General features: G+C 67.0%; 29 protein-coding genes and 1 tRNA gene. 11 read left to right on the top strand and 19 right to left on the bottom strand.

Features of this window, described 5'->3' with window-relative positions; all coding sequences use genetic code 11:
- Positions 1 to 49: 49 nt before the first annotated feature.
- Together clpA and TS85_RS15985 are read right to left on the bottom strand one after the other, a co-directional pair.
- Complete coding sequence (gene clpA / locus TS85_RS15990; protein ID WP_044333588.1) at positions 50 to 2,377, bottom strand: ATP-dependent Clp protease ATP-binding subunit ClpA; 2,328 nt, start codon at positions 2,375 to 2,377, stop codon at positions 50 to 52.
- Between the two features lie 133 nt (positions 2,378 to 2,510).
- Positions 2,511 to 2,708, bottom strand: a complete 198-nt coding sequence (locus tag TS85_RS15985; RefSeq protein WP_044333586.1) for a DUF1192 domain-containing protein — start codon at positions 2,706 to 2,708, stop codon at positions 2,511 to 2,513.
- Between the two features lie 79 nt (positions 2,709 to 2,787).
- On the opposite strand from TS85_RS15985, the gene TS85_RS15980 reads away from it, so the two are divergent.
- The 7 genes from TS85_RS15980 (at position 2,788) to TS85_RS15950 (ending at position 9,287) form a co-directional block, all read left to right on the top strand.
- Positions 2,788 to 3,786 carry an NAD(P)H-quinone oxidoreductase gene (locus TS85_RS15980; protein ID WP_227698517.1) on the top strand — a complete coding sequence of 333 codons (999 nt, stop codon included), beginning with the start codon at positions 2,788 to 2,790 and terminating at the stop codon, positions 3,784 to 3,786.
- Positions 3,787 to 3,870: 84 nt separating this feature from the next.
- On the top strand, positions 3,871 to 4,488 hold the full coding sequence (locus tag TS85_RS15975; protein WP_044333584.1) for a glutathione S-transferase family protein: 618 nt from the start codon (positions 3,871 to 3,873) through the stop codon (positions 4,486 to 4,488).
- Positions 4,489 to 4,582: 94 nt separating this feature from the next.
- A complete protein-coding gene (locus TS85_RS15970) occupies positions 4,583 to 5,458 on the top strand; it encodes a UDP-2,3-diacylglucosamine diphosphatase (protein WP_044333582.1) in 876 nt (291 codons plus the stop codon).
- Between the two features lie 23 nt (positions 5,459 to 5,481).
- Positions 5,482 to 6,504: a glycosyltransferase family 4 protein gene (locus TS85_RS15965; protein WP_044336428.1), complete on the top strand. Its 1,023-nt coding sequence runs from the start codon at positions 5,482 to 5,484 to the stop codon at positions 6,502 to 6,504.
- 308 nt (positions 6,505 to 6,812) lie between these two features.
- Entirely contained in the window at positions 6,813 to 7,487 is a 675-nt protein-coding gene (locus TS85_RS15960; RefSeq protein ID WP_044333580.1) for a DUF1013 domain-containing protein, read from the top strand.
- 247 nt (positions 7,488 to 7,734) lie between these two features.
- Positions 7,735 to 8,604 carry a dienelactone hydrolase family protein gene (locus tag TS85_RS15955; RefSeq protein ID WP_044333578.1) on the top strand — a complete coding sequence of 290 codons (870 nt, stop codon included), beginning with the start codon at positions 7,735 to 7,737 and terminating at the stop codon, positions 8,602 to 8,604.
- A 62-nt stretch (positions 8,605 to 8,666) separates the two neighbouring features.
- Positions 8,667 to 9,287 (top strand): glutathione S-transferase family protein, encoded by a 621-nt coding sequence (locus TS85_RS15950; protein WP_044333577.1) that lies wholly within the window; start codon positions 8,667 to 8,669, stop codon positions 9,285 to 9,287.
- A 10-nt stretch (positions 9,288 to 9,297) separates the two neighbouring features.
- On the opposite strand, the gene TS85_RS15945 is transcribed toward TS85_RS15950, so the two are convergent.
- The 3 genes from TS85_RS15945 to TS85_RS15935 form a co-directional block, all read right to left on the bottom strand.
- Complete coding sequence (locus TS85_RS15945) at positions 9,298 to 9,495, bottom strand: DUF1289 domain-containing protein (protein WP_044333576.1); 198 nt, start codon at positions 9,493 to 9,495, stop codon at positions 9,298 to 9,300.
- Positions 9,496 to 9,578: 83 nt separating this feature from the next.
- Positions 9,579 to 11,108 (bottom strand): DEAD/DEAH box helicase, encoded by a 1,530-nt coding sequence (locus TS85_RS15940; protein WP_044333574.1) that lies wholly within the window; start codon positions 11,106 to 11,108, stop codon positions 9,579 to 9,581.
- 137 nt (positions 11,109 to 11,245) lie between these two features.
- Positions 11,246 to 11,701 (bottom strand): hypothetical protein, encoded by a 456-nt coding sequence (locus TS85_RS15935; protein WP_044333573.1) that lies wholly within the window; start codon positions 11,699 to 11,701, stop codon positions 11,246 to 11,248.
- Positions 11,702 to 11,775: 74 nt separating this feature from the next.
- Between TS85_RS15935 and TS85_RS15930 the strand changes: the two genes are divergently transcribed.
- Positions 11,776 to 13,224: an FAD-binding oxidoreductase gene (locus TS85_RS15930; RefSeq protein ID WP_044333572.1), complete on the top strand. Its 1,449-nt coding sequence runs from the start codon at positions 11,776 to 11,778 to the stop codon at positions 13,222 to 13,224.
- A 47-nt stretch (positions 13,225 to 13,271) separates the two neighbouring features.
- The gene (locus tag TS85_RS15925; protein WP_044333570.1) at positions 13,272 to 14,048 is read left to right on the top strand and encodes a SapC family protein; all 777 of its coding nucleotides are present in this window, start codon (positions 13,272 to 13,274) and stop codon (positions 14,046 to 14,048) included.
- Between the two features lie 289 nt (positions 14,049 to 14,337).
- On the opposite strand, the gene TS85_RS15920 is transcribed toward TS85_RS15925, so the two are convergent.
- The gene (locus TS85_RS15920; RefSeq protein WP_044333568.1) at positions 14,338 to 15,183 is read right to left on the bottom strand and encodes an N-formylglutamate amidohydrolase; all 846 of its coding nucleotides are present in this window, start codon (positions 15,181 to 15,183) and stop codon (positions 14,338 to 14,340) included.
- A gap of 117 nt (positions 15,184 to 15,300) precedes the next feature.
- On the opposite strand from TS85_RS15920, the gene cpdR reads away from it, so the two are divergent.
- Positions 15,301 to 15,675: a cell cycle two-component system response regulator CpdR gene (cpdR, locus tag TS85_RS15915; RefSeq protein WP_044336426.1), complete on the top strand. Its 375-nt coding sequence runs from the start codon at positions 15,301 to 15,303 to the stop codon at positions 15,673 to 15,675.
- Positions 15,676 to 15,735: 60 nt separating this feature from the next.
- A tRNA-Val gene (locus tag TS85_RS15910) sits at positions 15,736 to 15,810 on the top strand.
- 14 nt (positions 15,811 to 15,824) lie between these two features.
- Here the strand turns inward: TS85_RS15910 and TS85_RS15905 are convergent.
- From TS85_RS15905 to TS85_RS15850, 13 genes are all read right to left on the bottom strand, one after another.
- Complete coding sequence (locus TS85_RS15905) at positions 15,825 to 17,162, bottom strand: site-specific integrase (RefSeq protein WP_044333566.1); 1,338 nt, start codon at positions 17,160 to 17,162, stop codon at positions 15,825 to 15,827.
- A 160-nt stretch (positions 17,163 to 17,322) separates the two neighbouring features.
- A complete protein-coding gene (locus TS85_RS25500; protein WP_155006446.1) occupies positions 17,323 to 17,529 on the bottom strand; it encodes a hypothetical protein in 207 nt (68 codons plus the stop codon).
- A 238-nt stretch (positions 17,530 to 17,767) separates the two neighbouring features.
- Positions 17,768 to 18,247 carry a hypothetical protein gene (locus TS85_RS15895; protein ID WP_044333561.1) on the bottom strand — a complete coding sequence of 160 codons (480 nt, stop codon included), beginning with the start codon at positions 18,245 to 18,247 and terminating at the stop codon, positions 17,768 to 17,770.
- A complete protein-coding gene (locus TS85_RS15890; RefSeq protein WP_044333559.1) occupies positions 18,244 to 18,663 on the bottom strand; it encodes a hypothetical protein in 420 nt (139 codons plus the stop codon). The genes TS85_RS15895 and TS85_RS15890 overlap by 4 nt, the downstream gene beginning before the upstream one ends.
- On the bottom strand, positions 18,660 to 18,995 hold the full coding sequence (locus TS85_RS15885) for a hypothetical protein (RefSeq protein WP_155006445.1): 336 nt from the start codon (positions 18,993 to 18,995) through the stop codon (positions 18,660 to 18,662). The genes TS85_RS15890 and TS85_RS15885 overlap by 4 nt, the downstream gene beginning before the upstream one ends.
- On the bottom strand, positions 18,992 to 21,109 hold the full coding sequence (locus TS85_RS15880; RefSeq protein WP_044333556.1) for a ParB/RepB/Spo0J family partition protein: 2,118 nt from the start codon (positions 21,107 to 21,109) through the stop codon (positions 18,992 to 18,994). The genes TS85_RS15885 and TS85_RS15880 overlap by 4 nt, the downstream gene beginning before the upstream one ends.
- A complete protein-coding gene (locus TS85_RS15875; RefSeq protein WP_044333555.1) occupies positions 21,099 to 21,356 on the bottom strand; it encodes a hypothetical protein in 258 nt (85 codons plus the stop codon). Before TS85_RS15875 ends, TS85_RS15880 begins: the two co-directional genes overlap by 11 nt.
- Positions 21,353 to 21,523 carry a hypothetical protein gene (locus tag TS85_RS25875; protein ID WP_173426238.1) on the bottom strand — a complete coding sequence of 57 codons (171 nt, stop codon included), beginning with the start codon at positions 21,521 to 21,523 and terminating at the stop codon, positions 21,353 to 21,355. Before TS85_RS25875 ends, TS85_RS15875 begins: the two co-directional genes overlap by 4 nt.
- The gene (locus TS85_RS15870) at positions 21,520 to 21,822 is read right to left on the bottom strand and encodes a hypothetical protein (protein WP_044333552.1); all 303 of its coding nucleotides are present in this window, start codon (positions 21,820 to 21,822) and stop codon (positions 21,520 to 21,522) included. The genes TS85_RS25875 and TS85_RS15870 overlap by 4 nt, the downstream gene beginning before the upstream one ends.
- Positions 21,819 to 22,085 carry a hypothetical protein gene (locus TS85_RS15865; RefSeq protein ID WP_044333549.1) on the bottom strand — a complete coding sequence of 89 codons (267 nt, stop codon included), beginning with the start codon at positions 22,083 to 22,085 and terminating at the stop codon, positions 21,819 to 21,821. The genes TS85_RS15870 and TS85_RS15865 overlap by 4 nt, the downstream gene beginning before the upstream one ends.
- Positions 22,082 to 22,321 carry a DUF2312 domain-containing protein gene (locus tag TS85_RS15860; protein ID WP_044333547.1) on the bottom strand — a complete coding sequence of 80 codons (240 nt, stop codon included), beginning with the start codon at positions 22,319 to 22,321 and terminating at the stop codon, positions 22,082 to 22,084. Before TS85_RS15860 ends, TS85_RS15865 begins: the two co-directional genes overlap by 4 nt.
- Entirely contained in the window at positions 22,321 to 22,578 is a 258-nt protein-coding gene (locus TS85_RS15855) for a hypothetical protein (RefSeq protein ID WP_044333545.1), read from the bottom strand. The genes TS85_RS15860 and TS85_RS15855 overlap by 1 nt, the downstream gene beginning before the upstream one ends.
- A complete protein-coding gene (locus TS85_RS15850) occupies positions 22,575 to 23,033 on the bottom strand; it encodes a helix-turn-helix domain-containing protein (protein ID WP_052507961.1) in 459 nt (152 codons plus the stop codon). Before TS85_RS15850 ends, TS85_RS15855 begins: the two co-directional genes overlap by 4 nt.
- Positions 23,034 to 23,307 lie beyond the last annotated feature (274 nt).

Genomic DNA, 23,307 nt, shown 5'->3' with positions numbered 1-23,307 from the left:
CGGGCCGGGATTCGCATCCCGGCCCGTCCGATATCCACTGTGGAGAGCGTTACTTCGCCTTCACGGCCTCCGCCTTCTTGCCGCCCTTGCCCTTGGGCTTTTTGGGCGCGGCGGGGACGATCTCGAAGGCGAGTGCGCCGTCCTTGAGCTTCACATTGACCTCGCCGCCATGGATCAGCTTGCCGAACAGCAGTTCCTCGGCGAGCGGTTGCTTGATCTTCTCCTGGATCAGCCGGCCCATCGGGCGCGCGCCGTACAATTTGTCATAGCCGCGCGCGGTCAGCCACGCCTTCGACTCGTCGTCGAGCTGGATATGGACGCCGCGGTCCGCCAGCTGGAGTTCGAGCTGGAGGATGAACTTGTCGACGACGCGCCCGACCACTTCGGTCGGCAGATAGTCGAACGGCACGATCGCATCGAGGCGGTTGCGGAATTCGGGGGTGAAGAGCTTCTTCACCGCCTCTTCCTGAACGTCCTCGCGGCCGCCCATGTCGCCGAAGCCGACCGATTCCTTCGCCATGTCCGACGCACCGGCATTGGTGGTCATGATCAGGATAACATTGCGGAAATCGACCGATTTGCCGTGCTGATCGGTGAGCCGGCCATTGTCCATCACCTGCAACAGGATGTTGAACAGGTCCGGGTGCGCCTTCTCGATCTCGTCGAGCAGCAGCACCGAATGCGGCTGCTGATCGACGGCATCGGTCAGCAGGCCGCCCTGGTCGAAACCGACATAGCCCGGGGGCGCACCGATCAGCCGGCTGACCGAATGCCGCTCCATATATTCGGACATGTCGAACCGCTGGAGCGGGATGCCGAGCAGCTCGGACAGCTGCTTGGCGACTTCGGTCTTGCCGACGCCGGTGGGGCCGCTGAACAGATAATTGCCGATCGGCTTGTCGGGATCGCGAAGCCCCGCGCGGCTGAGCTTGATCGCCGAGGACAGCACTTCGATCGCCTTGTCCTGCCCGAACACGACCCGCTTCAGGTCGGTTTCGAGATTGGCGAGGGTGCGGGTGTCGTCGGTCGACACGCTCTTTGGCGGGATGCGCGCCATCGTGGCGATGACCTGCTCGATCTCCTTGGGCGTGATCACCTTTTTCCGGCGGCTGGGGGGCACGAGCATCTGCATCGCGCCGACTTCGTCGATCACGTCGATCGCCTTGTCCGGCAGCTTGCGGTCATTGATGTAGCGCGCGCTCAGCTCCACCGCCGACTTGATCGCGTCGGGGGTGTATTTCACCGAATGATGCTGTTCGAACGCAGACCGCAGCCCGGCGAGGATCTTGACCGTATCCTCGATCGACGGTTCGTTGACGTCGATCTTCTGGAAGCGCCGGAGCAGCGCCCGGTCCTTCTCGAAATGGTTGCGGAATTCCTTGTAGGTGGTCGACCCGATGCAGCGGATCGCGCCGCCCGACAGCGCCGGCTTGAGCAGGTTGGAGGCGTCCATCGCCCCGCCGCTGGTCGCGCCCGCGCCGATGACGGTGTGGATCTCGTCGATGAACAGCACGGCGTGGGGCAGCTTTTCGAGCTCGTTGACGACCTGTTTCAGCCGCTCCTCGAAATCGCCGCGATAGCGGGTGCCGGCGAGCAGCGCGCCCATGTCGAGCGAATAGATCACCGCTTCGAGCAGCACGTCGGGAACCTGGCCCTCGACGATCTTGCGCGCCAGCCCCTCGGCGATGGCGGTCTTGCCGACGCCGGGATCGCCGACATAGAGCGGGTTGTTCTTGCTGCGGCGGCACAGGATCTGGATCGTGCGATCCACCTCGGCGGCGCGGCCGATCAGCGGGTCGACCTTGCCGTTGCGGGCCTTTTCATTGAGGTCGACGGTGAACTGCTTGAGCGCGCTCTCGCCCTTGCCGCTCTTGGTCTCCTGCTTGGGCGTCTTGTCCTCGTCGACCCCCTTGGGCGTCGTGGCTTCGGGGGGCGTCGAGCCCTTGCCGACGCCGTGGCTGATGAAGCTGACCGCGTCGAGGCGGCTCATGTCCTGCTGTTGCAGGAAATAGACCGCATAGCTCTCGCGCTCGCTGAACAAGGCGACGAGCACGTTCGCGCCGGTCACTTCGTCGCGGCCCGAGGACTGGACATGCAGGATCGCGCGCTGGACGACGCGCTGGAACCCGCTGGTGGGGGAGGGATCGGTCGCATTCTCGACCTTGAGCGCTTCCAGCTCGGTGTCGAGATACTGCGCCACGGTGGCTTTGAGCTCGCCCAGCTCGACGCCGCACGCGCTCATCACCTTCGAGGCGTGTTCGTCGTCGACGAGCGCCAGCAGCAGATGCTCGAGCGTCGCATATTCGTGGCGGCGCGAAGACGCGGCTTCGAGTGCCTTGTGCAGCGTGGATTCGAGGGCGGAGGCGAAACTAGGCATTAGACAACTCCAGTCGGGCCAGAGGGATACCAAGCCCGAACTACCGATATGTCGGGAGTGTTGTGCCTGGCATCAAGCGTCGCGGTCCCGCACCCTTCATTATAGGCGTTGCGCCTGGCGGGTGCGGTAGAGTTCATCGCTTGAATAGGGCGTCGGCGCTTGCGCGGTGGTTAACGGCGCGATGCATTCGCGTCCGGGTCCGTTCGATCTCTGCTTCGAGCAGGACGATGCGTTCCTGAAGCTCCTCGACCGAGAACGGATCGAGATCCTGCCTGCCCAATTGGGCAGCCAAATCGTCCTTGCGACGCGGGAGATTCTCGTCGAGGTCCATTACCCGCCGAACGTTGACCGGCGGCGAAGCGATGTCAATAAGACGCGAGGGTTGCATTGAGAACGGAAACAACAAGCCGATGATCGTGCCGGAGTGGATGGTCGCGATCGACCCTGAATTGCCTGGAGGTCCCGAAGTCTTGATGCCGGTTCGCCGGGCGGTCCCGATCCCCGGGGCGGGCGAGGTGCTGGTTCGAGTCGCGGCGGCAGGGGTCAATCGTCCCGAAGTGATGCAGCGCATGGGGCTGTACCCGCCCCCGCCGGGCGCGCCGTCGATCCTGGGCATGGAAGTGTCGGGGACGATCGTTGCGCTGGGCGAGGATGTGCCCGACGAGATGCTGGGGCAGAAGGTCTGTGCGCTGATCAGCGGCGGCGCCTATGCCGAATATGCGGTGGCGCCCGCGGGGCAGTGCCTGCCGGTGCCGCCCGTGCTGACGATGATCGAGGCGGCGGCGATGCCCGAGACGCTGTTCACCGTGTGGACCAACGTGTTCGAGCGCGCCTATGCGACCGAGGGCGAGACGATCCTGGTCCATGGCGGCACCAGCGGCATCGGGACGATGGCGATCGCGCTGGCGAAGCTGTTCGGGCTGACGAGCATCGTGACCGCGGGATCGGACGCAAAATGCGCCGCGGCGCGCGGCATCGGCGCCGATCATGCGATCAACTACAAGACCGAGGATTTCGTGGCGCGGGTGGCGGAGATCACGGCCAAGCGCGGAGTCGATATCGTGCTCGACATGGTCGGGGGCGACTATGTGCCCCGCAATATCCAGTGCCTGGCCGAGGATGGCCGCCATGTCTCGATCGCGGTCCAGCGCGGGGCGGAGGCGACGATCCCGCTGTGGCAGGTGATGCGCAAGCGGCTGACGCTGACCGGATCGACGCTCCGTCCGCGCAGCGTCGAGTTCAAGACGCTGGTCGCCGACGAGATCGCGCGGATGGTGTGGCCGCTGGTCGCGGAGGGCAAGCTCAAGCCGGTGATCGACACCAGCTTCCCGCTCGATCGCGCCGCCGAGGCGCATCGCCGGATGGAGGCGGGCGACCATGTCGGCAAGATCGTGCTGACGATGGGGTAACAGCGGGGTGAAGGCACTCGCGCCGCGCTTGCCAAGCGGCGCGATTTTGTCGAGGGCGCGCGGGTCGAACGGAAAGGGTCCGCTATGTCCGCGCTGCTGCTCCACGAATTCGCGCCCTCGGGCAATTGCTACAAGATCCGGCTGACCGCGGCGCATGTCGGAATTCCGCTCGAGCGGCGGCAGTATGATATCCTGAAGGGCGAGACGCGGACGGCGGAGTTCCTGGGCGAGGTCAACGCCGACGGGCGCATCCCCGTGCTCCAGCTTGGCGACGATTTCCTGCCCGAAAGCAACGCCGCCTGCGTCTATCTGGCGCATGGCACGCCGCTGATCCCGGTCGATCGGTTCGCCCATGCCGACATGCTGCGCTGGATGTTCTGGGAGCAATATAGCCACGAACCCAATATCGCGACGGTGCGCTTCTGGCGGCGCTGGGTGGGGGAGGCGGCGCTGAGCGAGCTTCAGCGGGCGATGCTGCCGGGCAAGATCGCGGCGGGCCATGCCGCGCTGGCGCTGATGGACGCGCATCTGGGGCGGACCGAGTTCCTCGTAGGCAGCGGCCTGACGCTCGCCGACATCGCGCTCTATGCCTATACCCATGTCGCGGGGGAGGGCGGCTTCGATCTCCAGCCCTATCCGAATGTCCGCGTGTGGATCGCGCGCGTTGCGGCGCAGCCGGGGCATGTCGCGATCGATGCGTGAGATTGTGACAGGCCGGTGAAATCGCCGTCGCCCGACTTGTAACATTGCCGAGGCATTAGCCGCCCCAGGCAAGGCAAGTGCGGGGACAGGGGCGATGGCCACGATCAGCAGGCTTCCGTTCGACGCGGCGCAGATCGCCGATTTTCATTCGATCACCCCGTCGATCCCCGAACGCATCGTCGCCGGGCGGCGCCAGTATCGCACGGTGTGGATATCCGACGTCCATCTCGGCACGCGCGGATGCAACGCCGCGATGCTCATCGACTTTCTGGATCACGTCGACAGCGACACGATGTACCTGGTCGGCGACATCATCGACGGCTGGGCGATGAAGAAGCGCTTCTACTGGCCCGCCGCGCATAACGACATTGTGTGGCGCGTGCTGAAGCGCGCCAAGCGCAACACGCGGATCGTGTACATCCCCGGCAACCATGACGAGATGTTCCGCCAGTTCTCCGGGCTCGACTTCGGCGGCGTCGAAATCAGGCGCCAGGCGATCCACACCACCGTCGATGGCCGCCGCCTGCTGGTGCTCCATGGCGACGAATTCGACGCGATCACGCTGTCGCACCGCTGGCTCGCGCACCTGGGCGACGCTGCCTATGAAATGATGATGGGGCTCAATCGCTGGGTCAATCTGGTCCGCCGCGCGTTCAACCTGCCCTATTGGTCGCTGAGCAAATACGCCAAGCAGAAGGTCAAGAACGCGGTGTCGTTCATTTCCAAGTTCGAGGAGATCGTTGCGCACGAGGCGGCGCATCGCGGGATCGACGGGGTGATTGCGGGGCATATCCACAAGGCGGAGATGCGCACCATCGCCGGAATCGAATATTATAACGACGGCGACTGGGTGGAGGGTTGCACCGCGCTCGTCGAGCATTACGACGGCACTATGGAAATTCTCCATTGGGCCGAGGAAATTGCCGCGCGCGACGCGCAGCCTTCCGGGGTCAGACTGGCGGCGGCGTGACGGCAGCGGCGGAGGCCGAGACCGTGCGTATCGCAATCGTGACCGATGCCTGGGAGCCCCAGGTCAACGGCGTCGTTCGCACGCTCCAATCGGTGCGCGACGTGCTGGTGGGGCAGGGGCATGTCGTGAAGGTCATATCGCCCGACCTGTTCTATTCGCTGCCCTGCCCGACCTATCCCGAAATCCGGCTGGCGATCACGCGGACCGCCAGCGTGGGCGCGATGCTGGAGCAATTCCGGCCCAGCGCGATCCATCTGGCGACCGAGGGGCCGCTATGCGTCGCCGCTCGGCGCTGGTGCCTGCGCAACCACCGGGCCTTCACCACGGCCTATCACACCCAGTTCCCCGATTATGTCTCGGCGCGGTCGGGCGTGCCTGCGGAATGGATCTGGCACTATATCCGCTGGTTCCATGCGCCGTCGTCGGCGATCCTCGCCTCGACTCCCTCGATCCGCGAGTCGCTCGCCGCGCACGGGCTGAAGCATGTCCGCCATTGGGGGCGGGGCGTTGACCTCGCCAATTTCCACCCTCGACTGGCGCCGCACCCGGCGATGGCGGGGCTGGCCGGGCCGGTGCAGCTCTATGTCGGGCGGGTGGCGGTCGAGAAGAATATCGAGGCGTTCCTGCAGACGACGCATCCCGGGACCAAGGTCGTGGTCGGCGACGGCCCGGCGCGCGCGTCGCTGGAGGCGCGCTTTCCCGATGCGCATTTCCTGGGGCCGATGTTCGGCGCCGAGCTGGCATCGGCCTATGCCGGTGCCGATGTGTTCGTCTTCCCCAGCCGCACCGATACCTTCGGGCTGGTGATGATCGAGGCGCTGGCGTGCGGGGTGCCCGTGGCGGGCTATCCGGTGACGGGGCCGATCGATGTGCTGACCGACGCCACCGGGGCGACCGACGAAGACCTGACCGTGGCGATCGGCCGGGCGCTGACCAAGGATCGCCGGGCGTGCGCCGCTTATGGCCGCACCTTCACCTGGGAAGCGAGCGCGCGCCAGTTCCTCAACGCGCTGGTGGCGCGCGAGGAGGAGGACGAGGCGGCGTAAGGGCTCTGGCGGCGGTTTTTTTGGGGGCGCAAGTGCGCCCGAGGCGCGGAGGCGCGGAGGAAAAGAAGCTGGATTGGCTGCGCCGCAGCAGATGAGAACGGTGAACTTCGTCTTTCTTTCTTCTGCTCTCTGCGCCTCCGCGCCTCGGGCGCACTTGCGCCCCCATAAATTCTTCTCGGCCCCACCCCAATCCCCCTCGGCCCCCGGTAAATACCGGAACAGCTTGCCCTTAGGCCCGTGGCGCATTAAGTCACGACCATGACCGGCCGCCCGTGATGGGCGGCCCTTTCTATTTCTGGAGACTTTCCGTGGCCCAGCCGCTGATGCCGCATGCGACCGCTTCCTGGCTGGTCGACAACACGTCGCTCTCGTTCGAGCAGATCGCGGAGTTCTGCGGGCTGCACATCCTCGAGGTGCAGGCGATCGCCGACGACACCGCCACGACCAAGCTGACCGGTCGCGATCCGGTGCGCGCGCACGAGCTGACGCAGGACGAGATCGACAAGGGCCAGGCCAATGCCGACTATCGGCTGAAGATGCAGAAGGGCCCCGAGCAGGTCCGCCGCACCAAGGGGCCGCGCTATACCCCGGTTTCGAAGCGCCAGGACAAGCCCGACGGCATCGCCTGGATCCTGCGCCATCACCCGGAGATTTCGGACGGCGCGATCGGCAAGCTGATCGGCACCACCCGCACCACGATCGCCGCGATCCGCGACCGCAGCCATTGGAACATCACCAACATCACCCCGAAGGACCCGGTGACGCTGGGCCTGACGACGCAGCGCGAGCTGGACGCGCTGGTCGCGCGCGCGGCCAAGGCGGCTGGGATCGAGGCGCCGACCGACACAAGGCTGGAGGGTGACCGCGAGGCGCTGATCGAGCAGCTCCGTGCCGAGCGCGACGCGCATGCCCGCGAGGCCGAGCAGGGCGATGCGCCGACCGGCCCGGTCGAGCACACTGCCGAAACGCTGTTCCGCCACTAAGCCACCGTTTGAAAATGCGCTTTGGCGCATTTCGCGGCACCGGCCCGCTCCCCCGCCCGGCCACCCATAGAATACTGCCGTTGGGTGGCCGGGCGGGGGAGCGGGCCGGTGCCGCTTGAAATTCGCTCTTTCGCGAATTTTCAAACGTAAGCGCTTGTTCCTGCGTGCATGACGCGGGGCGATCGCTTGTGTAGCCTGCGCCTTGCCGACTCGGGGGGATTTCGAGCGGCGAGGGCAGGAGGCTGGTATGTGCGACGAATTCACGGCGGCGGATAACGAACGGTTTCTGGCGGAGCCGATCACGCGGCGGGGGTTCGGTGCCGTCGCTGCCGTCGCCGGCATCGGCATATTGCTGCCGAGCCCCGCCAATGCACTGGCGATCAAGGGCCGCGACGTGACGATCACGACGCCCGACGGCACCGCCGACGCCTATTTCGTCGCGCCCGCGACCGGCAAGCACCCCGGCGTGCTGGTGTGGCCCGACATCATGGGGCTGCGCCCCGCCTTCCGCCAGATGGCCGATCGGCTCGCCGAATCGGGCTATGCGGTGCTCACCGTCAACCAATTCTATCGCTCGACCAAGGCGCCGTTCCTCAAGCCGGGTGAATCGTTCGACCAGCCCGAGGTGCGGCAGAAGATCGCGCCGTGGCGCGCGGCGCTGACGGCGGCGGGGACGACGAGCGATGGCAAGGCATTCGTCGCCTTTCTCGATGCGCAGCCCGAGGTCGATACGAAGCGTGGGATCGGCAGCACCGGCTATTGCATGGGCGGGCCGATGACGCTGCGCACCGCGGCAGTGGCGCCCGACCGGGTGCGTGCGGGCGCGTCGTTCCACGGCGGCGGGCTGGCGACCGACGATGCCGACAGCCCGTTGCTGCTCGTGCCGCGGCTCAAGGGGCAGTATCTGTTCGCCATCGCCGAGAATGACGATGCCCGCGCGCCCGACGACAAGACCAAATTGCGCGCGGCGTTCGCGGCGGCGAAGCTGCCCGCCGAGATCGAGGTCTATCCGGGCACGCTCCACGGATGGTGCCCGCCCGACAGCCGCGCCTATAATCCTGCGCAGGCCGAGCGTGCGTGGGCGCGGCTGCTCCATTTGTTCGAGGCGTCGCTATAGCGCTTGACGACTTAGGGATGACGTGTTCACTATATGTTCTATAGCGAGCGGGAGTGAATGCCATGTCGGATGAGCTGATACTTTACACCAACCCCCAGTCGCGCGGGCGGATCGCGCGCTGGATGCTCGAAGAGACGGGCGCCGCCTATCGCACCGAGATCGTCGACTATGGCACGACGATGAAGGGCCAAGACTATCTCGAGATCAACCCGATGGGGAAGGTCCCGGCGATCGTCCATGGCGGCAAGGTGGTGACCGAATGCGCGGCGATCTGCGCCTATCTGGCGGAGGCGTTTCCCGAGGCGGGGCTCGCGCCGCTGCCGCATGAGCGCGCGGATTATTATCGCTGGCTGTTCTTCGCCGCCGGGCCGTTGGAACAGGCGACGACGAACCAATTTGCCAAGTTCGAACCGTCGCCTGAACAGGGCCGGATGTTCGGTTATGGCAATTATGCGCTGGCCGTCGACGTGCTCGAAAAGGCAGTGTCGGCGCACCCCTATATCGCCGGGGACCGCTTTACCGCCGCCGATGTCTATGTCGGATCCTCGGTCGGCTGGGGGGTGATGTTCGACTGGTTGCCCAAGCGCGACGTCTTTGTGGATTATTTCGCGCGGGTGAGCGGGCGGGATGCCTATGTTCGTGCGGGCGCGCTCGACGATGCGGCGATGCCCGTGCCAGCATAGCGCGGGGCGGTTATTCGGCGGCGGGCGGCGTTCTCGATGCGAGCCGCGCCATCCGCGCGGGCAAGGCCGCCACCACCGCCGCGCGATCGGCGGGGGTGGTGGTGCCCCAGCGGACGATTTCGTCGATCGAGCGCCCGCAGCCGGCGCACCAGCCGGTCACCGGTTCCAGCACGCAGTGATTGACGCAGGGGCTCGGTATCTTGGGCATCGCTTCACTGTCGCCGATCAGGCGCTATGGCCAGCACCGGGCCGCGCGGGCCGCGAACGCGGCGGAAACCCGCCGCGCTCGGGTCATGCACCCAGCGTGTATTTCAGGAAGTCGGGAACCGGCCCGTTCCAGCCATCGTCCGGACCGTCGTTCGATTCGGCGCGCCGGCGGGGCTCGTGGCGCGGCTCCGAGCGGGCACGTTCCTCGCGCTGCGGCGCGCGCGGCTGCTCCTCGCGGGGGCGTTCGTCGCGGGGACGTTCCGCACGGGCGTCGCGCGGGCGCTCTTCGCGTGGCGTGTCGCGGCGCGGTGCGCGATCGCGGGTGCGGTCCTGGCGGGGACGTTCCTCGCGCGGGGCGGGCTCGCGCTCGGGCTGCGTTGTCTCGACACCCTCGGCGGGCGCGCTTTGCTCGGGCGCCGGCTTGGCACCGCGCCGACCGCGGCTGCGCTTGGGCGCCTCTTCGGCCTCGACTTCGTCCGGCGTCGCGGCGGGCTTGGCGCCGGCCAGCTTGACGCGCTCGATCTTGTGCCCGGTCAGCTTCTCGATCTCGGAGATGTTCTCGGCATCCTCGGGCGTCACCAGCGTATAGGCGATCCCCGTCGCGCCGCCGCGCCCGGTGCGGCCGATGCGGTGGACATAATCGTCGGGGTGCCAGGGCGCGTCGAAATTATAGACGTGGCTCACGCCCTTCACGTCCAGCCCGCGGGCCGCGACATCGGACGCCACCAGGATGTTGACGTCGCCGCGCTTGAAGCGCTCCAGCTCGGCGATCCGCTGCGACTGTTCCATGTCGCCGTGAATCTCGGTCGAGCGGAAGCCCGATTTCTGGAGGCTCTTGTTGAGGTCGCGGACCGTCGTCTTGCGGTTGCTGAAGACGATCGCGGTGGTCACTTCCTCGGCGCGGAGCAACTCGCGCAGCACCGAACGCTTGTCCGACGCCGCGCACTGGACGACGAACTGGCGGATGTTGACGTTCGCGCTTGCCGGGCGGGCCACTTCGATGCGCTTGGGATTATCCAGGAATTTGTCGGCGAGCTTCTTGATCACCGGCGGCATCGTCGCGGAGAAGAGCAGAGTCTGGCGCTGCTTGGGCAGCTTGGTGCAGATTTCCTCGATATCGGGGATGAACCCCATGTCGAGCATCCGGTCGGCCTCGTCGATCACCAGCAGCGAACAGCCGGTGAGCAAAATCTTGCCGCGCCCGAACAAATCCATCAGCCGGCCCGGCGTGGCGATCAGCACGTCGACGCCCTTTTCGAGCGCCTTGACCTGATCGCCCATCTGCACGCCGCCGATGAGCAGGGCCATGCTCAGCTTGTGGTGCGTGCCGTATTTCTCGAAATTCTCCGCCACCTGCGCGGCGAGTTCGCGCGTCGGCTCGAGGATCAGGCTGCGCGGCATCAGCGCGCGGGTGCGCCCTTCGCCGAGAATGTCGATCATGGGGAGGACGAACGCGGCGGTCTTGCCCGTGCCGGTCTGGGCGATGCCGACCAGGTCCTTCCCCATCAGGACGGAGGGGATCGCCTGCTGCTGGATCGGAGTCGGCTCGGTATAGCCGGCGTCGGTGACCGCGCGCAGAAGTTCGTCAGAAAGGCCGAGATCGGCAAAGTTCATGCAAATGTCCGGAATTGGGCGTGAGTGCCCACGCCGCCAAAGCCTTCACGCGCTTGCGGATTTGGCTCCAATTGTCAAGCTATTGGAGGTGGTGACGGGCAGGATTCGTACATGTCGCGGCAAAAATATGCGCGATTTCAACGCTGGGGGACCAAAGCGGCAAATTTGAGCACCGAGCAGACTCGCCCCGACCGCGTCCGGAGCGCGTCGCGTTTGGCGCAGATTTTCTTGTCGCGATTGGGCTTCACATAGAATCCCGAATAGAATCCGAGCGACGGACAGTCCGATCCCAGCTTGGCCCGGAGCAGCGAGCCGTCCTTGAGGACGAGGTCGACGCTGTCGAAACGGTTGACCGAGAACCCGGCGAGCTTGTCCATCTTGACGCAGTCATCGGCCTTTTTCTCGACCAGCGCGGGGCGCCGCGCCTCGCGCAGGATGACCGTGGTGGTCGTGACGGTGAGCCGGGGGACGTGGATCGAGGCGTGTTGCTGGACGCCATCGCCGGCATCGGCCCAGGCGCGCGGCTGGGGCGCGGTGGCGGGCGCGGCGAGCAACAGCAGGAGGCCGGGGGCGGCAAGCATCGGATTCGACATGTCGGGCGACGGTTTTACGGCATAGTTTTGAACAGTGGATGAACTGCCCGGCTGCGTGCTAGTCGATTCCGGCCATGACCCCTGCCCAGACCAACCTCGTCGACACGCTGCGCCAACGCTTCGGACCCAAGGTCGTCACGACCGATGCCGAGGATATCGCCCCCTGGCTGACCGATTGGCGCGGGCGCTATCGCGGCGCGGCGCCGGCTTTGCTCTCGCCGGGGTCCACCGAGGAGGTTGCGGCGATCGTCGCGCTGGCGGCGGCGGCGGGGGTGCCGATCGTGCCGCAGGGGGGCAATACCGGGATGGTCGGCGGTGCGACGCCGCCGATCGACGGTTCCGCGCTGCTGCTGTCGACTCGGCGGATGAACCGCATCCGGTCGATGCTGCCGCAAAGCAATCTGGCGGTCGCGGAGGCCGGGGTGATCCTGTCCAATTTGCATGCCGCTGCGGGCGAGGTGGGGCGTCGCTTCCCGCTGAGCCTGGGCGCCAAGGGAAGCGCGACGATCGGCGGGCTGGTGTCGACCAACGCCGGGGGCGTGCAGGTGCTCCGCTTCGGGACGATGCGCAGCCTGGTGGCGGGGGTCGAGGCGGTGCTGCCCGATGGATCGGTGCATGACGGACTGGTGCCGCTCAAGAAGGACAATCGCGGCTATGACCTTACCCAGTTACTGATCGGGGCCGAGGGGACGCTCGGGATCGTCACCGCGGCGACGCTGCGGCTCTACCCGGCGATCGTCCAGCGTGCCGCCGCCTGGGTGGGCGTCGAAAGCCCGCACCGCGCGCTGGAGTTGCTGCGGATGCTGGAGGCACAGACCGACACGATCGAGAGCTTCGAAGTCATCCCGGCGGAGACATTGGGGCATGTCCTGGCGCATGTGCCGGGGACAAGGTCGCCGCTGGACGGGGCGCATGCGTGGCATGTGCTGATCGAATCGGTCGCGACCGATCCGGCGGCGGAGGCGCCGGGGGCGTTGCTCGAACGGCTGCTGATGCCTGCGTTCGAGGCTGGCCTCGCCGAGGATGCGGTGATTTCGGCGAGCGAGGCGCAGGTCGAGGCGTTCTGGAACCTGCGCGATTCGATCTCCGGCGCCGAACGCGCGCTGGGGCCGGCGATGCAGCATGATATTTCGGTGCCGGTGGACGACATGCCGCGCTTCCTGATCGAAGGTGCTGCGGCGACCGAACGCGCCTTTCCCGGCACCCATGCCAGCGGCTTCGGCCATCTCGGCGATGGCAATGTCCATTTCCACGTCCGCGCGCCCGACGGCGCCGATGCCGAAAGCTGGTATGCCGGCGAAGGCCATGCGATCAGCAGCTTCGTCTATGACATGGTGGTCGCGGCGGGGGGATCGATCTCCGCCGAACACGGCATCGGCCAGATGAAGCGCGATGAGCTGGAGCGGCTGAGCGCGCCGTCGCGCATCGCCGCGCTGCGCGCGATCAAGGGCGCATTCGATCCGCACAACATCCTCAATCCGGGCAAGCTCGTCAGCCTTGCGCCGGGGCCGCGCACGCCATAGACCCGCGACCAGATTTCCACCCAGCCGCATTTATTCAGGAGAGTAGGATGGCCAGCGCGCCACAGCAGGGACTTCCGTTATTCTATAACCAGATCGAGCCGCTTTCGAGCCAGGTGCATGGCGATTATCGCGCCCGCACCTTCGACAAGGCATCGTTCCTGGTCGACCAGCACGCCGTGCCGGTCACCGTCGAGGAATTCCCGATGGTGCAGCGCTTCATGCCGATCGTCTTCTCGGTGGGCGACGAGCCGGTGCCGCTGGCGCTGATGGGGCTGAACGAGGGCGTCAACGTGTTCTTCGATTCGGAAGGCACGCTGACCGAGCCCAATTTCTACGTCCCCGCCTATGTCCGCCGCTATCCGTATCTGCTGGCGCGGCTGCGTCCGGACAGCGACGAGCTGTCGCTGTGCTTCGATCCGACGTCGAACGTGATCGGTGCGTTCGAAGACGGCGAGCCGCTGTTCGACAATGGCCAGCCGAGCGAGCTGACCAAGAACATCCTCCAGTTCAACGAATCGTTCGAACAGGCGGGCGCGCGCACCGGCGCGTTCATGAAGGACCTGAAGGATCTGGGCCTGCTGATCGACGGCGAAGTCTCGATCCAGCCCGATGGCGCGGAACAGCCCTTCATCTATCGCGGCTTCCTGATGGTGGACGAAGCCAAGCTCAACGAGCTGCGCGGCGACCAGCTGCGCAAGATCACGCAGAACGGGATGCTGCCGCTGATCTACGCCCACCTGTTCTCGCTGGCGCTGATGCGCGACATCTTCGGGCGCCAGATGCGCCTGGGCAAGGTGCCGCAGCCGCAGCCGCAGCTCGTCTAAGCCACTCGCTTCGGCGTCCGAAAGGGCGCGGCGCGCGGTCCCCGAAACGGGCCGCGCGCCGCGCCCTTTTCGTTTTGCGCAGGCGGGCGGGGCTCGATTTTATCGCGATCGATGCACGGTTTTCAGAAAGCGCTTTCTTTGCCTTGAACTCCTTCGCGGCTCGCCTATATTTGTCTTGTACGGCTTCGTGTTCCCCCCTTTCGCGGAGCTGTGCGGCACGCCTTCGGGTGTGCCTCCTCCCTGAACCTTGGCCACCTCGTGCCCCGTGCACGAGGTGGTTTTTTCTTGCCTATTCGGCAGCGATGGCGGTGGGAACGGCTTCGTCGGCGACGGCATCGACGATCGCGCGGAGCAGGCGGATCGTCGGGGCAAGGCCGGTGCCGACCGCGTCCAGCCGCTCGTCCAGATACAGCGCGCGATCGAATTCGAGCTGGAGCGCGTGGATGCCCGCGGCCGGATCGCCGTGCCGCTCCAATATATGCGCGCCGGCATAGGGGGCGTTGGTCGCCATTGCGACGCCGTGCGCGCGCACCACGCCCTCGATCCTGCCCGAGAAGCGGCTGGCCGCCGCCTTGCCGAAACGATCCCCCAGCACGATCCGCGGCGCGGAGCGGGGATGGCCGAGCGGGGGCATCGAATGGACGTCGAGCAGCACCGCAATCCCGAAACGCGCCCGCGCCGCCGCGAGCGCCGCCGCCAGCGCGGCGTGATAGGGGCGGTGGTCCTCGACGATCCGCAGCGCGACTTCGTCGGCGCTCAGCCGCCGCTGCCACAGGTCGCCCGAATTGCCGACGCGGCGCGGGACGAGTCCCAGCCCGCTGCGCAGCTTCGCCGACAGCGGCGCCCCGGTCGCCGTCGCGCCATCGTCGAGCCGGGGGTCGCGCTCATGCTCGGCGCGGTTGAGATCGATCCAGGCGCGGGCGCGGGTCGCGACGAACAGCGTCTCGGTCCGCCGGGCGCCCTGGCCCAGCGCATCGGCATGCCGGTCCTCCAGCCCCCGGAGCGCCGCCAGCGGCACCCGCAGCGCCGCCTGCAGCGCCAGCGGATAGTCGCGCCCGGCATGCGGCACCGACAGCACCACCGGGCTCAGCGGCGCCAGCGGGCCGTGGCGTTCGAAGGAGGGAGGCGTCGACACGGAGTGGAGCCTAGGACAGCTGTCCCATGCTGGGCAATGCCGCCCCCGCCCTGGCTGGAAAATCTTAAGGGCTTCGCGCATAAGATGGGCGCCGTCAGATGGCTTTTGGGGTGGTGGATGATCCGGATTTTGCTCGCCGAGGATGATCGCGTGATGCGCGAATATCTGACGCGCGCGCTTGAGCGGTCGGGCTATGCGGTCAGCGCCGTCGATCGCGGCACGGCGGCGATCCCGCTGCTCCAGGCCGAGCGCTTCGACTTGCTGCTGACCGATATCGTGATGCCCGAGATGGACGGAATCGAACTGGCGCAGCGCGCGAGCGAAATCGCGCCGGACATGCGCGTGATGTTCATCACCGGGTTCGCGGCGGTGACGCTGAAGGCCGGAAAGCAGATGCCGCAGGCGCGAATCCTGTCCAAGCCCTTCCACCTGCGCGACCTGGTGCTTGAGGTGGATCGGCTGTTCGAAGCGGAGAATGTCGGGCTCAATTGATTTTGCGGATTCGGGTGCTTGCGTAGCGCGCGAACCCCCGCTAAAGCCCGCCCTCCTTGGGGGCGTGTAGCTCAGTGGTAGAGCACTGTGTTGACATCGCAGGGGTCGCAAGTTCAATCCTTGCCACGCCCACCACCTTATGAGCCGGGCTATCCGGTCATTTTGCTTCTCCTTAGCTCAATGACGGATGACCCGGTTCCGGTGCTACTCCGGTGCAGTGCTCCCGGAGCCAGCAAATCGATCTCTTCGAGGATGTCGCCGAGAGCGGCGATCACGTTCGGATATTCGCCGACCGCATAGGTCTCGGTCTGTCCGGGAGCGCGGTGGCCCATATAGCCTGCGAGCTCCCACTGACCGACGCCGCGGTTGCGGACGAGGGTCGCGAGGCTGTGCCGCAGCACGTAGGGCATCCACTCGCGATCGGCTGGCATGCCCAGCGACTCGAGCATCGAAGACCAGGTGCGATGGACGTCCTTCACCGGGCGCCCGAAATAGCTGACCAGCCATCCCCGCCCGGCGCGCTCGGCGGGCTCCAGGGCCTCATAGGCGGTCAGCTCCACCGACAACCACTTCTCCAGGAGCGGCATCACCGGGACGACGGGGCGAAACTTCTTGGTCTGGGATCGACCGAGGGGATTGAGGTCGAGCGTGGTGGATCCCGGCCACCATTGCTTTCGGTGGGGCGCGATTGAGATATCGACGATCGCGTCGGGCCGGGCGAGCGTGCAGATCGACGCGACCAGGAACGGGCGCAGCGACGAGCGCTTGTCGCCTTCCTCGGCTGCATAAGCGGCGAAACGTGCCAGCACGTCGACTCCGGCGCGGATTCGCCGGGGCCGCGATACCCGCCGACGGGGGAGCGGCTTGAACTCCGGGCGTGCGTTCGATCGCCTCGTATCCGCCGCGTGGTTGAGGACGGCCGCGAGCTGGATAATCGATTCCTCGGTCGTCGCCGGCGCGCGGGGGCGCGACGTCGTGATGACGCCTTCGCCGTTCCGCCAGACGACCGGTTGCGCGCGCGACCAGGCGCGGAACGCCTCCGCGAAGGGTGTGGCCACCGCGATCGCGCAGCTCGTGTCGATGCCGAAGCGTGCCTCCGCGCCCTTCGCCGATTCGGCCTCGAGAAAGTCGAGCACGTGCTTCAGCCGCGCAACGATGCTGTCGGCCGAGCTGCGCTCATCGCCCTTTTCGAGGCGATAGTCGCTGATCGCGTCGGACAGCAGATAGGCGTCGGCGCGCGCGAAGGGCTGGCCACACGCGTGGCAATAGGCGGGCGCCTCGTCGCGATCGGCAAGGTATCGGCGATCAAGCGCCGTCACCCCCGCTTCAACTTCCGCTGTGCCCGTCGAAGCGCTGCGGGTGCGTCGGGCGGCGGGGTCGTACCAGAAGATGGCGAGGAACGGGCTGCGGAGCGATCCGTCGGCCTTGCGGTCCCAGGCGAGCCAGTATTTCCCCCGTCGATAGAGCGGAGCCTCGCGTCGCGACATCGTGATTGTTCCTTCAGATAGCTGGTCTTGGCGCGATGGATGATGTCGATCAGCCCGAGGCTGACAAGCAGGTCGAGGTCGGGGCCTTCGAGGCGCACCCCCTTGCCGTCCTGGGCTGCGCGGCTGAGTTTCTGGTCGAGGCGGACGATCGACGGCGCGTTCATGACTTCCCCTTGGCGCTGGGCGCGGTGAGCAGGCGCACGGCATCGCGGATGCCGAGGCGGTAAGCGGTGCGGGCGGCTGCCTCGAGCTGGTTGCCGCAGGTCGGGAAGCGGCGAACCACCTCGCGCAAGGCGAGGTGTTCGAGATCCTCGATCCTGCCGACGAGGGCGCTCCTTTCCGGGGAAGGCGGTTGCCCGCGGCTCATCGCGTCGCTTTCCGGGCATTCCACGCATCGGCGTGTTCGCGGCACAGATCCTTGCCCGGGGCCGGGCTGGTGCTGCATTCGGCGCAGATCGGCGCGTCGCAGGTGCCGCTCCTCTTTCCCGGCACCTTCCAGTCGCACAGGAGGGGCGCCTTCCGTCCGCACGTGCAGCGCAGGGCGCGGCGCGACGAACACACGATCGCGTGGCTTCCATCGGGGAGAGCGAGGTGCTGGCACGCCATCATGCCGTTCCCTTCGGCGGCGCCGGGAGCATGGGGAGCATGTCCGGCATAGTGCCGATGCGGTACGCCTCCGCGATCTGCGGTCGCATCCAGCTTCCGGCGGTCTCGCCGGTGGGCAGGACGATGTTGGCGAGGAACTCGTCCTCGAACAGGCTGATGCCGCTTTCGATCGCCTCGAGCTTGGCCTTGATGACGAGCGCCAGCGCGCGCCAGCGTTGGCGGACGGCCTGGTCCCATTCCTTGCTCGCCGCCTCGGCGGTCCGCTCGCCGCGCGAATGATGGGTAAAGCGGCGATCTTTCCTGTCGGGCATCGCGAGGGTGAACTGGACCTTCCGGCCGTTCATCCGGAAGCCGACGACTGCCGCTTCATCCTGCCATCCGTACAGGAACTGGTCGGCGCCGTAGCGGACCAGGGTGCGCTCGATCTCATCGCGGGAGGCGCTGGCGCTGACCGTGGTGCTGGCGGCGAATTGCGTCATCCGCGCTTTCCGAAAGACGCGCGAATATGGGCGCGCAGTTCGCGTGTCAGCGCGGCATTCCAGTGCGCATTGGACCAGTCGATCGGGCGCATTTCGCGCGGGCCGAAACGGCACTCGATGATGAAGGGACGCGGCCGGTTCAAGGTGAAGTGCCAGCCTGCCATTAGGTCGCCCAGCGTCGTGCCCTGGTCGGGAAGGGCGTAGCGGTCGAACGCGAAGATCAGCTCGGAGAATTTCCCCGATGCCCATTCGGACACCATCCGCTGGTAGGCATCGGGTACCGGGAGCGCGAGCGCGAACATCGTCAACGCCCCGTCCGCATCGACGCCGATCGCGTGCGGTATCTCGAACCCCTCGGGCTCGATCGTGCTGGTGAGCAGATCGTGATAGGCGGCGGGGAGATCGATCGGGGTCATGAGGTCGCTCCGCGCAGCACCGCCAACATGGCATCGTCGAATTGGGCGATGAGCGTGGGCGCTTCGATCTCGGCGCGATCGCAGGCTTTCCTGAGCATTGCCGCTGACATCCCGGCGAGCCGCGGATTGCCACCGGCCAGTACCCCGGCGTGGGCGAAGATCGTCAGGCCAATCATCTTCTCGGTCGCTATGCCGAGCGCGGTTACCTGTTCCGCAGGCGAGTAGACATGCTGGGCGATCGCCAAGCGGCGCCGGAGCACCTGGTCCATTTCTTCGCACATTACCTTGGCGAGTTCGCCCGCGCGCTCGAGGGAAATTTTTGGGTCGCTCACTCTGCAGCTTCCTGCATTGCGGCTGCCCCGCCACTCCGGGCCGGGTCCTGCGGCCCGAATTGCAGGATCGGATGCACCCAGTTGCCGGCGTCGCGATCGGTGCCGTCGAGGAGGTCGGCGGTCTGGTCGACGAAGACGCGGGCGAGGAACTGGGTTTGCTCGGCGCTTTTGCGCTTTGCCCAGGTCGCGACGGTGGCCCGATCGACGAAGGGGAGGGCGAGCTCGAGTCGGTGATCCTTCGAGAACAACGCGAAAAAGGGAGCGGTCGGCGTGAACGCCTCGAATTCGCGGAGCGAGGAAGGGCCGTGGATGCTGGTCTCGGCGGCCACCGCGTCGTGCAACGGGATGCGATAGCCGTCAGCGTTAAGCGAGCGCTCGAGCGGGATGCAGGCGAGCAAGGTCAGCGCTTCGTCCTTCTGCGCTTCGTCCAGCGCGCGATAGGCGCGGAATGCCGTCGCCAGGTCGCCCTCGGTAAAGCAGTCCCACTCGGCGAGCTCGAGCAGCGCGTTTTCGTACCGGCACATCGTCGTCGCCTCGATCAGCTCGCGCGCCTCGGGCGTGTCGCGATCGGGCGCGATCAGGGACTTCATGCCTATCGCGGCGCTGGCGGTGCGGGTGAGAACCATCCGGAGCTGCCCCCACACGAAATAGTCGCGGGCGACGGTGCCAGCGGCGTCGCCATCCTCGAGCAACTGCCCGCGCAGGATCGCGCGGCGGAGCGAGCGCAGCGACTGGACGCCGTCCTGGGTGAGGCCATAGCTGTCTTTCGCGCGGTGCTCGGCGATCGTGCGGGCGTGCCAGGGCTCGCCGATCGGCGCGGCGATCGCCTCACCATCGGACAAGATGCGATCGATCGAGAAGCTGTTGTGCGGCTGGCGACGTGCAGGGGGCTTCGACGCCGACTTGTCCGCTGCGGCGCGCGCCTTGTGGTCTTTCCACCAGTAACGGATCTCGGTCGCGCCGTCGTCATCGATGTCGATCGTCGCGAAGATATCGCCGGCGGGCAACGCGATCGGGCGGCTGTCCTCGATGCGTGCGATCTCCGCTTCGTTGGGGCCGTAGCGCGCGTCGATCTCCGCGAATGCGGGCTCCGATCCGGGCAGCGGCTCGCCATCGTCGCCGAGCAGATCGCGGGCGCAATCCTCTAGCTTTGCCTGTTCGGCGAGCAGCTGCTCGTGCCGGGCCACGTCTTCGGCTGACAGCGGCGACAATGGCGGCACGATCTGGAGCGACCGGTCGATCATGTTGAAGTCGTTCATCGGCGGCTCGGCGCCGAAACGCAGTTCGCGGCCGACGCGCGCGCGGATCCTGCGGCGCAGATCGTCGAGCTTGGCCGAGGCGAGGTCGCGCAGCAGCCCTTCGTCAGTGACGATGCCGCGATGCTCCTCCTCGTCCGCGAACATGTCGAGTTCGAAGCGCCCGCCCTCGGCACGATATGTCTCCTCGCCGACGAAATGGAGCAGGCGTGTCAGCTCGCGATCGCCGACCTTGAGCATCTGGCGCACGGTGGTCGCGGTGCGCAGGTGGCGCGGCTGTTCCTTGAACTTCAGGAAGACGTGGAGCTGGAGCTGCGCATCCTCAGTGGCGGCGAAGGCCTTGGCGCATTCCAGCGTGATCTCGTCCTCGGCATAGGCGCGGAAGATCGGCTCGGGCAGCATCCCGAGGCGAACGCCGCGGCGGACCCAGTCGATGTCCTGGCCCATGATGCCGGCGATCTCCTCGATCGAGGATCCCCGCTTTCGCGACCGGGCAAGCGCCGCATAGGTTTCGTAGGGGTAGAGGTCCCAGCGGATCGCGTTCTCCGCGGTCGACAGGGCGATCAGGTCGCCTTCGGTCTCCGCCTCGCGGACCATCGCGTCGATCGGATGGTCGCGGGGCAGCCTGCCCGCCTCGATCAGTGCCTTGAACGCGCGATAGCGGCGCTGGCCCGCGAAGACGCCGAACTTGTCCTTCCGGCCCTTCATCGGGTGGACGACGATCGGCATGATCTGGCCCTTGGCGGCCAGCGATGTTGCCATTGCCTCGATCGCGGATGGCGTGAGGGCGCGCTTGTCGGTGCGCGCGTTGAAGGGCGACAGGTCTAGTTGGTCGATGGTCAGCGCTCTATACGGCATCGTCGTTCTCCGGCTGGGCAAAGCTGGGGGAAGATGACGCGCCGGCGGGTGGTGCCGCCGGCGTGTCGGTTGCGGTTTCCGCGCGCAGGCGCTCTCCGATCAGGACCGCGCGATCCATCACCGCGACGGTGAGGCGCATCCGGTCTGCGAGCGACTCGGCCAGACCGCCTGCGCACGCGCTGTCGATCCAGCGGCCGAGCTCATCGAGCGTCGTCACCGAGTCCGGGATCTCCGGCAGCGCGCTCATGCGGCCACCTCATATTCCGCGATGTCGAAGGGGCTGTGCTCGATCGTCCAGCGGCACGCGCCGCGGCCGTCGGCGGGCCAGCCCGTGCGCAGCGAGCCGTTGGCCAGGCGCACGTTGACGCGCTTGCCCATGGCCTCGGCGGGGAGATGGCCCGGGTTGGGCTTCATCGCCGCTCGCCCAGTTGCGCGTCGATGTCCTGCAGGTCCTCGATCAAGCCCCGCAGGCCGGGGCGCGACAGGGTCGTCACCAGTCCCTCTGCGTGACAGTGCGCGTCGCGGATCGAGAGGATGATGCCGCCCAGCTCGGGCGTGTCCATCCACCCGAGCGTGAGCCCGGCCTCGAGCCGCTGCATTGCGTGGCTTCCGTCGGGTTGAAGGATCAGGGCCATTCCGTTGGTCAGGACGACGAGCGGGCCGGGCATCGGCGGGCGGCGGGTTGGCGGGGCCAGTTTCTCGGGTTCGATCACTGGTAATTCGCCATGATCAGGCGGAGGCTGGCGTTGCGCGCCCAGTTGCGCAGGAGCTGCACGCCCGCATCGGAGGTGCAGGTCGACGTAACGCCGGCGACCGTCAGGCGATTGGTTTCCCAGTTTGGCCGGTGCCTCGCCCCGTGTGCGGCGACGAGGTGCGCGATGATCGCGTCGGCGGGGGTGTCGGCGCGCTGCTGCTCGACGACATAGTCGTATGCCGCCTGGAGCTTCTGCCGCCTGGTGATGAGCCCGGGGTTCATTTCATACCCAGCGCGATGAGGTATGTTTCGAGGATCGCCTCGGCTTCGTCGCGGTGGTGCTTCTCCATTTTGCGGAGACGCATCACCTGGCGGATCATCTTGACGTCGAACCCCCGGCCCTTGGCCTCGGCCATCACGTCCTTGAGGTCGTCTGCGAGGCCCTTCTTCTCGTCCTCGAGGCGCTCGGCGCGCTCGATCAGGAGGCGAAGTTCGTCAGCAGCTACGGGTTCGGTCATCAAAAGCTCCGGAAAATGAGGGCGAGCGCGGGCGTGCCGCGCAGGGCGACGAACAGGACGCCGGCGACGAGGCCGAGCGCAGGGGCGCAGCCGCGCAGGGGGCCGCGATCGGCCGGGCCGGGGGGCGTGCAGCGGGTGCAGCGGCACCAGCTCGGGTGCGTGCGATCCAGGCGCGCGAGGATCAGCCGATCGGCGCGCCCCGGGGCGGCGGGGTGATAGCGCGGCGATTTGTGCCGGCGGGCGCGTTCGGCGCTCACGCTGCCGCGTCCTCGATGCCGTGGATCGGGCAGTCGTCGGCGCGCAGGGCGCAGCCCGTCTGCTCGGGCCCGCCCTGGCAGCTGCAGGCGAGGACATCGCCGGGTTCGTCGGAGCAGGATGAGCAGAGATCGGGGGCGACCCAGGAGCAGACTGGGACGCAGGCGTCCTCCTCGCTGCACGCACAGATGCGGCAGAGGCGCGGCGCCGGAAGATCGGGCGAGTTCTGGAGCGCAAACAACCAGCAGACGATGTCGGGATCGAACGGGAATGCCTCGCGCATCGCCAGCACGGTATTTGGCGTCATCGCCGGATAGGCGCCCTCCTCGATGCCGCGCAGCCATTCGACGCGGGCGCGGAGATCGACGTGCGGCTCGGTGGGCAGCAGGGCGGCGACATCTTCGATCGACAGACCGGCGGCGGTGCGGCGTTTGCGCAGATAGGTGCCGGGAGTCACAGCGCACCGGCCTTTTCGCCCGAGTCGAGGACGTGCGTGTGCCGCCGAAGCGATCGATCGCAATGGTCGTGCCGTCGCGGCCCTCGACCTTGGAGACCGCAATGCGCACGGGCGAGCCATCTGGCAGCGTGCCGCGCAGCATCATTGCGGCGCCGGATCGGCAAAGGCTCCAATTCTGAACGTGCATCGGGGTGACTCCTTCGGGCAGCAGAAAGCCGTTCCCGGCAGCGCGTTTGCTGCGGGACGGCGGGGGCGATTGACGGGGTGTGCCGAC

Origin of the sequence: Sphingomonas hengshuiensis (assembly GCF_000935025.1) — a bacterium.
GTDB classification, from domain to species: domain Bacteria; phylum Pseudomonadota; class Alphaproteobacteria; order Sphingomonadales; family Sphingomonadaceae; genus Sphingomonas; species Sphingomonas hengshuiensis.
Note: the sequence above shows the minus strand (reverse complement) of the source record. Positions and strands in the feature narration are given on the sequence as shown.

What these genes read in the sequence shown, in the direction of transcription:
- TS85_RS15975 (WP_044333584.1), top strand. Translation starts at nt 3,871, where the DNA reads ATGTCCGCGCTGCTGCTCCACGAATTCGCGCCCTCGGGCAATTGCTAC.
- TS85_RS15880 (WP_044333556.1), bottom strand. Translation starts at nt 21,109, where the DNA reads ATGCCGTATAGAGCGCTGACCATCGACCAACTAGACCTGTCGCCCTTC.
- TS85_RS15890 (WP_044333559.1), bottom strand. Translation starts at nt 18,663, where the DNA reads ATGACCCCGATCGATCTCCCCGCCGCCTATCACGATCTGCTCACCAGC.
- TS85_RS15980 (WP_227698517.1), top strand. Translation starts at nt 2,788, where the DNA reads ATGATCGTGCCGGAGTGGATGGTCGCGATCGACCCTGAATTGCCTGGA.
- clpA (WP_044333588.1), bottom strand. Translation starts at nt 2,377, where the DNA reads ATGCCTAGTTTCGCCTCCGCCCTCGAATCCACGCTGCACAAGGCACTC.
- TS85_RS15955 (WP_044333578.1), top strand. Translation starts at nt 7,735, where the DNA reads ATGTGCGACGAATTCACGGCGGCGGATAACGAACGGTTTCTGGCGGAG.
- TS85_RS15935 (WP_044333573.1), bottom strand. Translation starts at nt 11,701, where the DNA reads ATGTCGAATCCGATGCTTGCCGCCCCCGGCCTCCTGCTGTTGCTCGCC.
- TS85_RS15930 (WP_044333572.1), top strand. Translation starts at nt 11,776, where the DNA reads ATGACCCCTGCCCAGACCAACCTCGTCGACACGCTGCGCCAACGCTTC.
- cpdR (WP_044336426.1), top strand. Translation starts at nt 15,301, where the DNA reads ATGATCCGGATTTTGCTCGCCGAGGATGATCGCGTGATGCGCGAATAT.
- TS85_RS15860 (WP_044333547.1), bottom strand. Translation starts at nt 22,321, where the DNA reads ATGACCGAACCCGTAGCTGCTGACGAACTTCGCCTCCTGATCGAGCGC.
- TS85_RS15985 (WP_044333586.1), bottom strand. Translation starts at nt 2,708, where the DNA reads ATGGACCTCGACGAGAATCTCCCGCGTCGCAAGGACGATTTGGCTGCC.
- TS85_RS15945 (WP_044333576.1), bottom strand. Translation starts at nt 9,495, where the DNA reads ATGCCCAAGATACCGAGCCCCTGCGTCAATCACTGCGTGCTGGAACCG.
- TS85_RS15895 (WP_044333561.1), bottom strand. Translation starts at nt 18,247, where the DNA reads ATGACGCAATTCGCCGCCAGCACCACGGTCAGCGCCAGCGCCTCCCGC.
- TS85_RS15925 (WP_044333570.1), top strand. Translation starts at nt 13,272, where the DNA reads ATGGCCAGCGCGCCACAGCAGGGACTTCCGTTATTCTATAACCAGATC.
- TS85_RS15905 (WP_044333566.1), bottom strand. Translation starts at nt 17,162, where the DNA reads ATGTCGCGACGCGAGGCTCCGCTCTATCGACGGGGGAAATACTGGCTC.
- TS85_RS15970 (WP_044333582.1), top strand. Translation starts at nt 4,583, where the DNA reads ATGGCCACGATCAGCAGGCTTCCGTTCGACGCGGCGCAGATCGCCGAT.
- TS85_RS25875 (WP_173426238.1), bottom strand. Translation starts at nt 21,523, where the DNA reads ATGAAGCCCAACCCGGGCCATCTCCCCGCCGAGGCCATGGGCAAGCGC.
- TS85_RS15940 (WP_044333574.1), bottom strand. Translation starts at nt 11,108, where the DNA reads ATGAACTTTGCCGATCTCGGCCTTTCTGACGAACTTCTGCGCGCGGTC.
- TS85_RS15865 (WP_044333549.1), bottom strand. Translation starts at nt 22,085, where the DNA reads ATGAACCCCGGGCTCATCACCAGGCGGCAGAAGCTCCAGGCGGCATAC.
- TS85_RS25500 (WP_155006446.1), bottom strand. Translation starts at nt 17,529, where the DNA reads ATGAGCCGCGGGCAACCGCCTTCCCCGGAAAGGAGCGCCCTCGTCGGC.
- TS85_RS15875 (WP_044333555.1), bottom strand. Translation starts at nt 21,356, where the DNA reads ATGAGCGCGCTGCCGGAGATCCCGGACTCGGTGACGACGCTCGATGAG.
- TS85_RS15950 (WP_044333577.1), top strand. Translation starts at nt 8,667, where the DNA reads ATGTCGGATGAGCTGATACTTTACACCAACCCCCAGTCGCGCGGGCGG.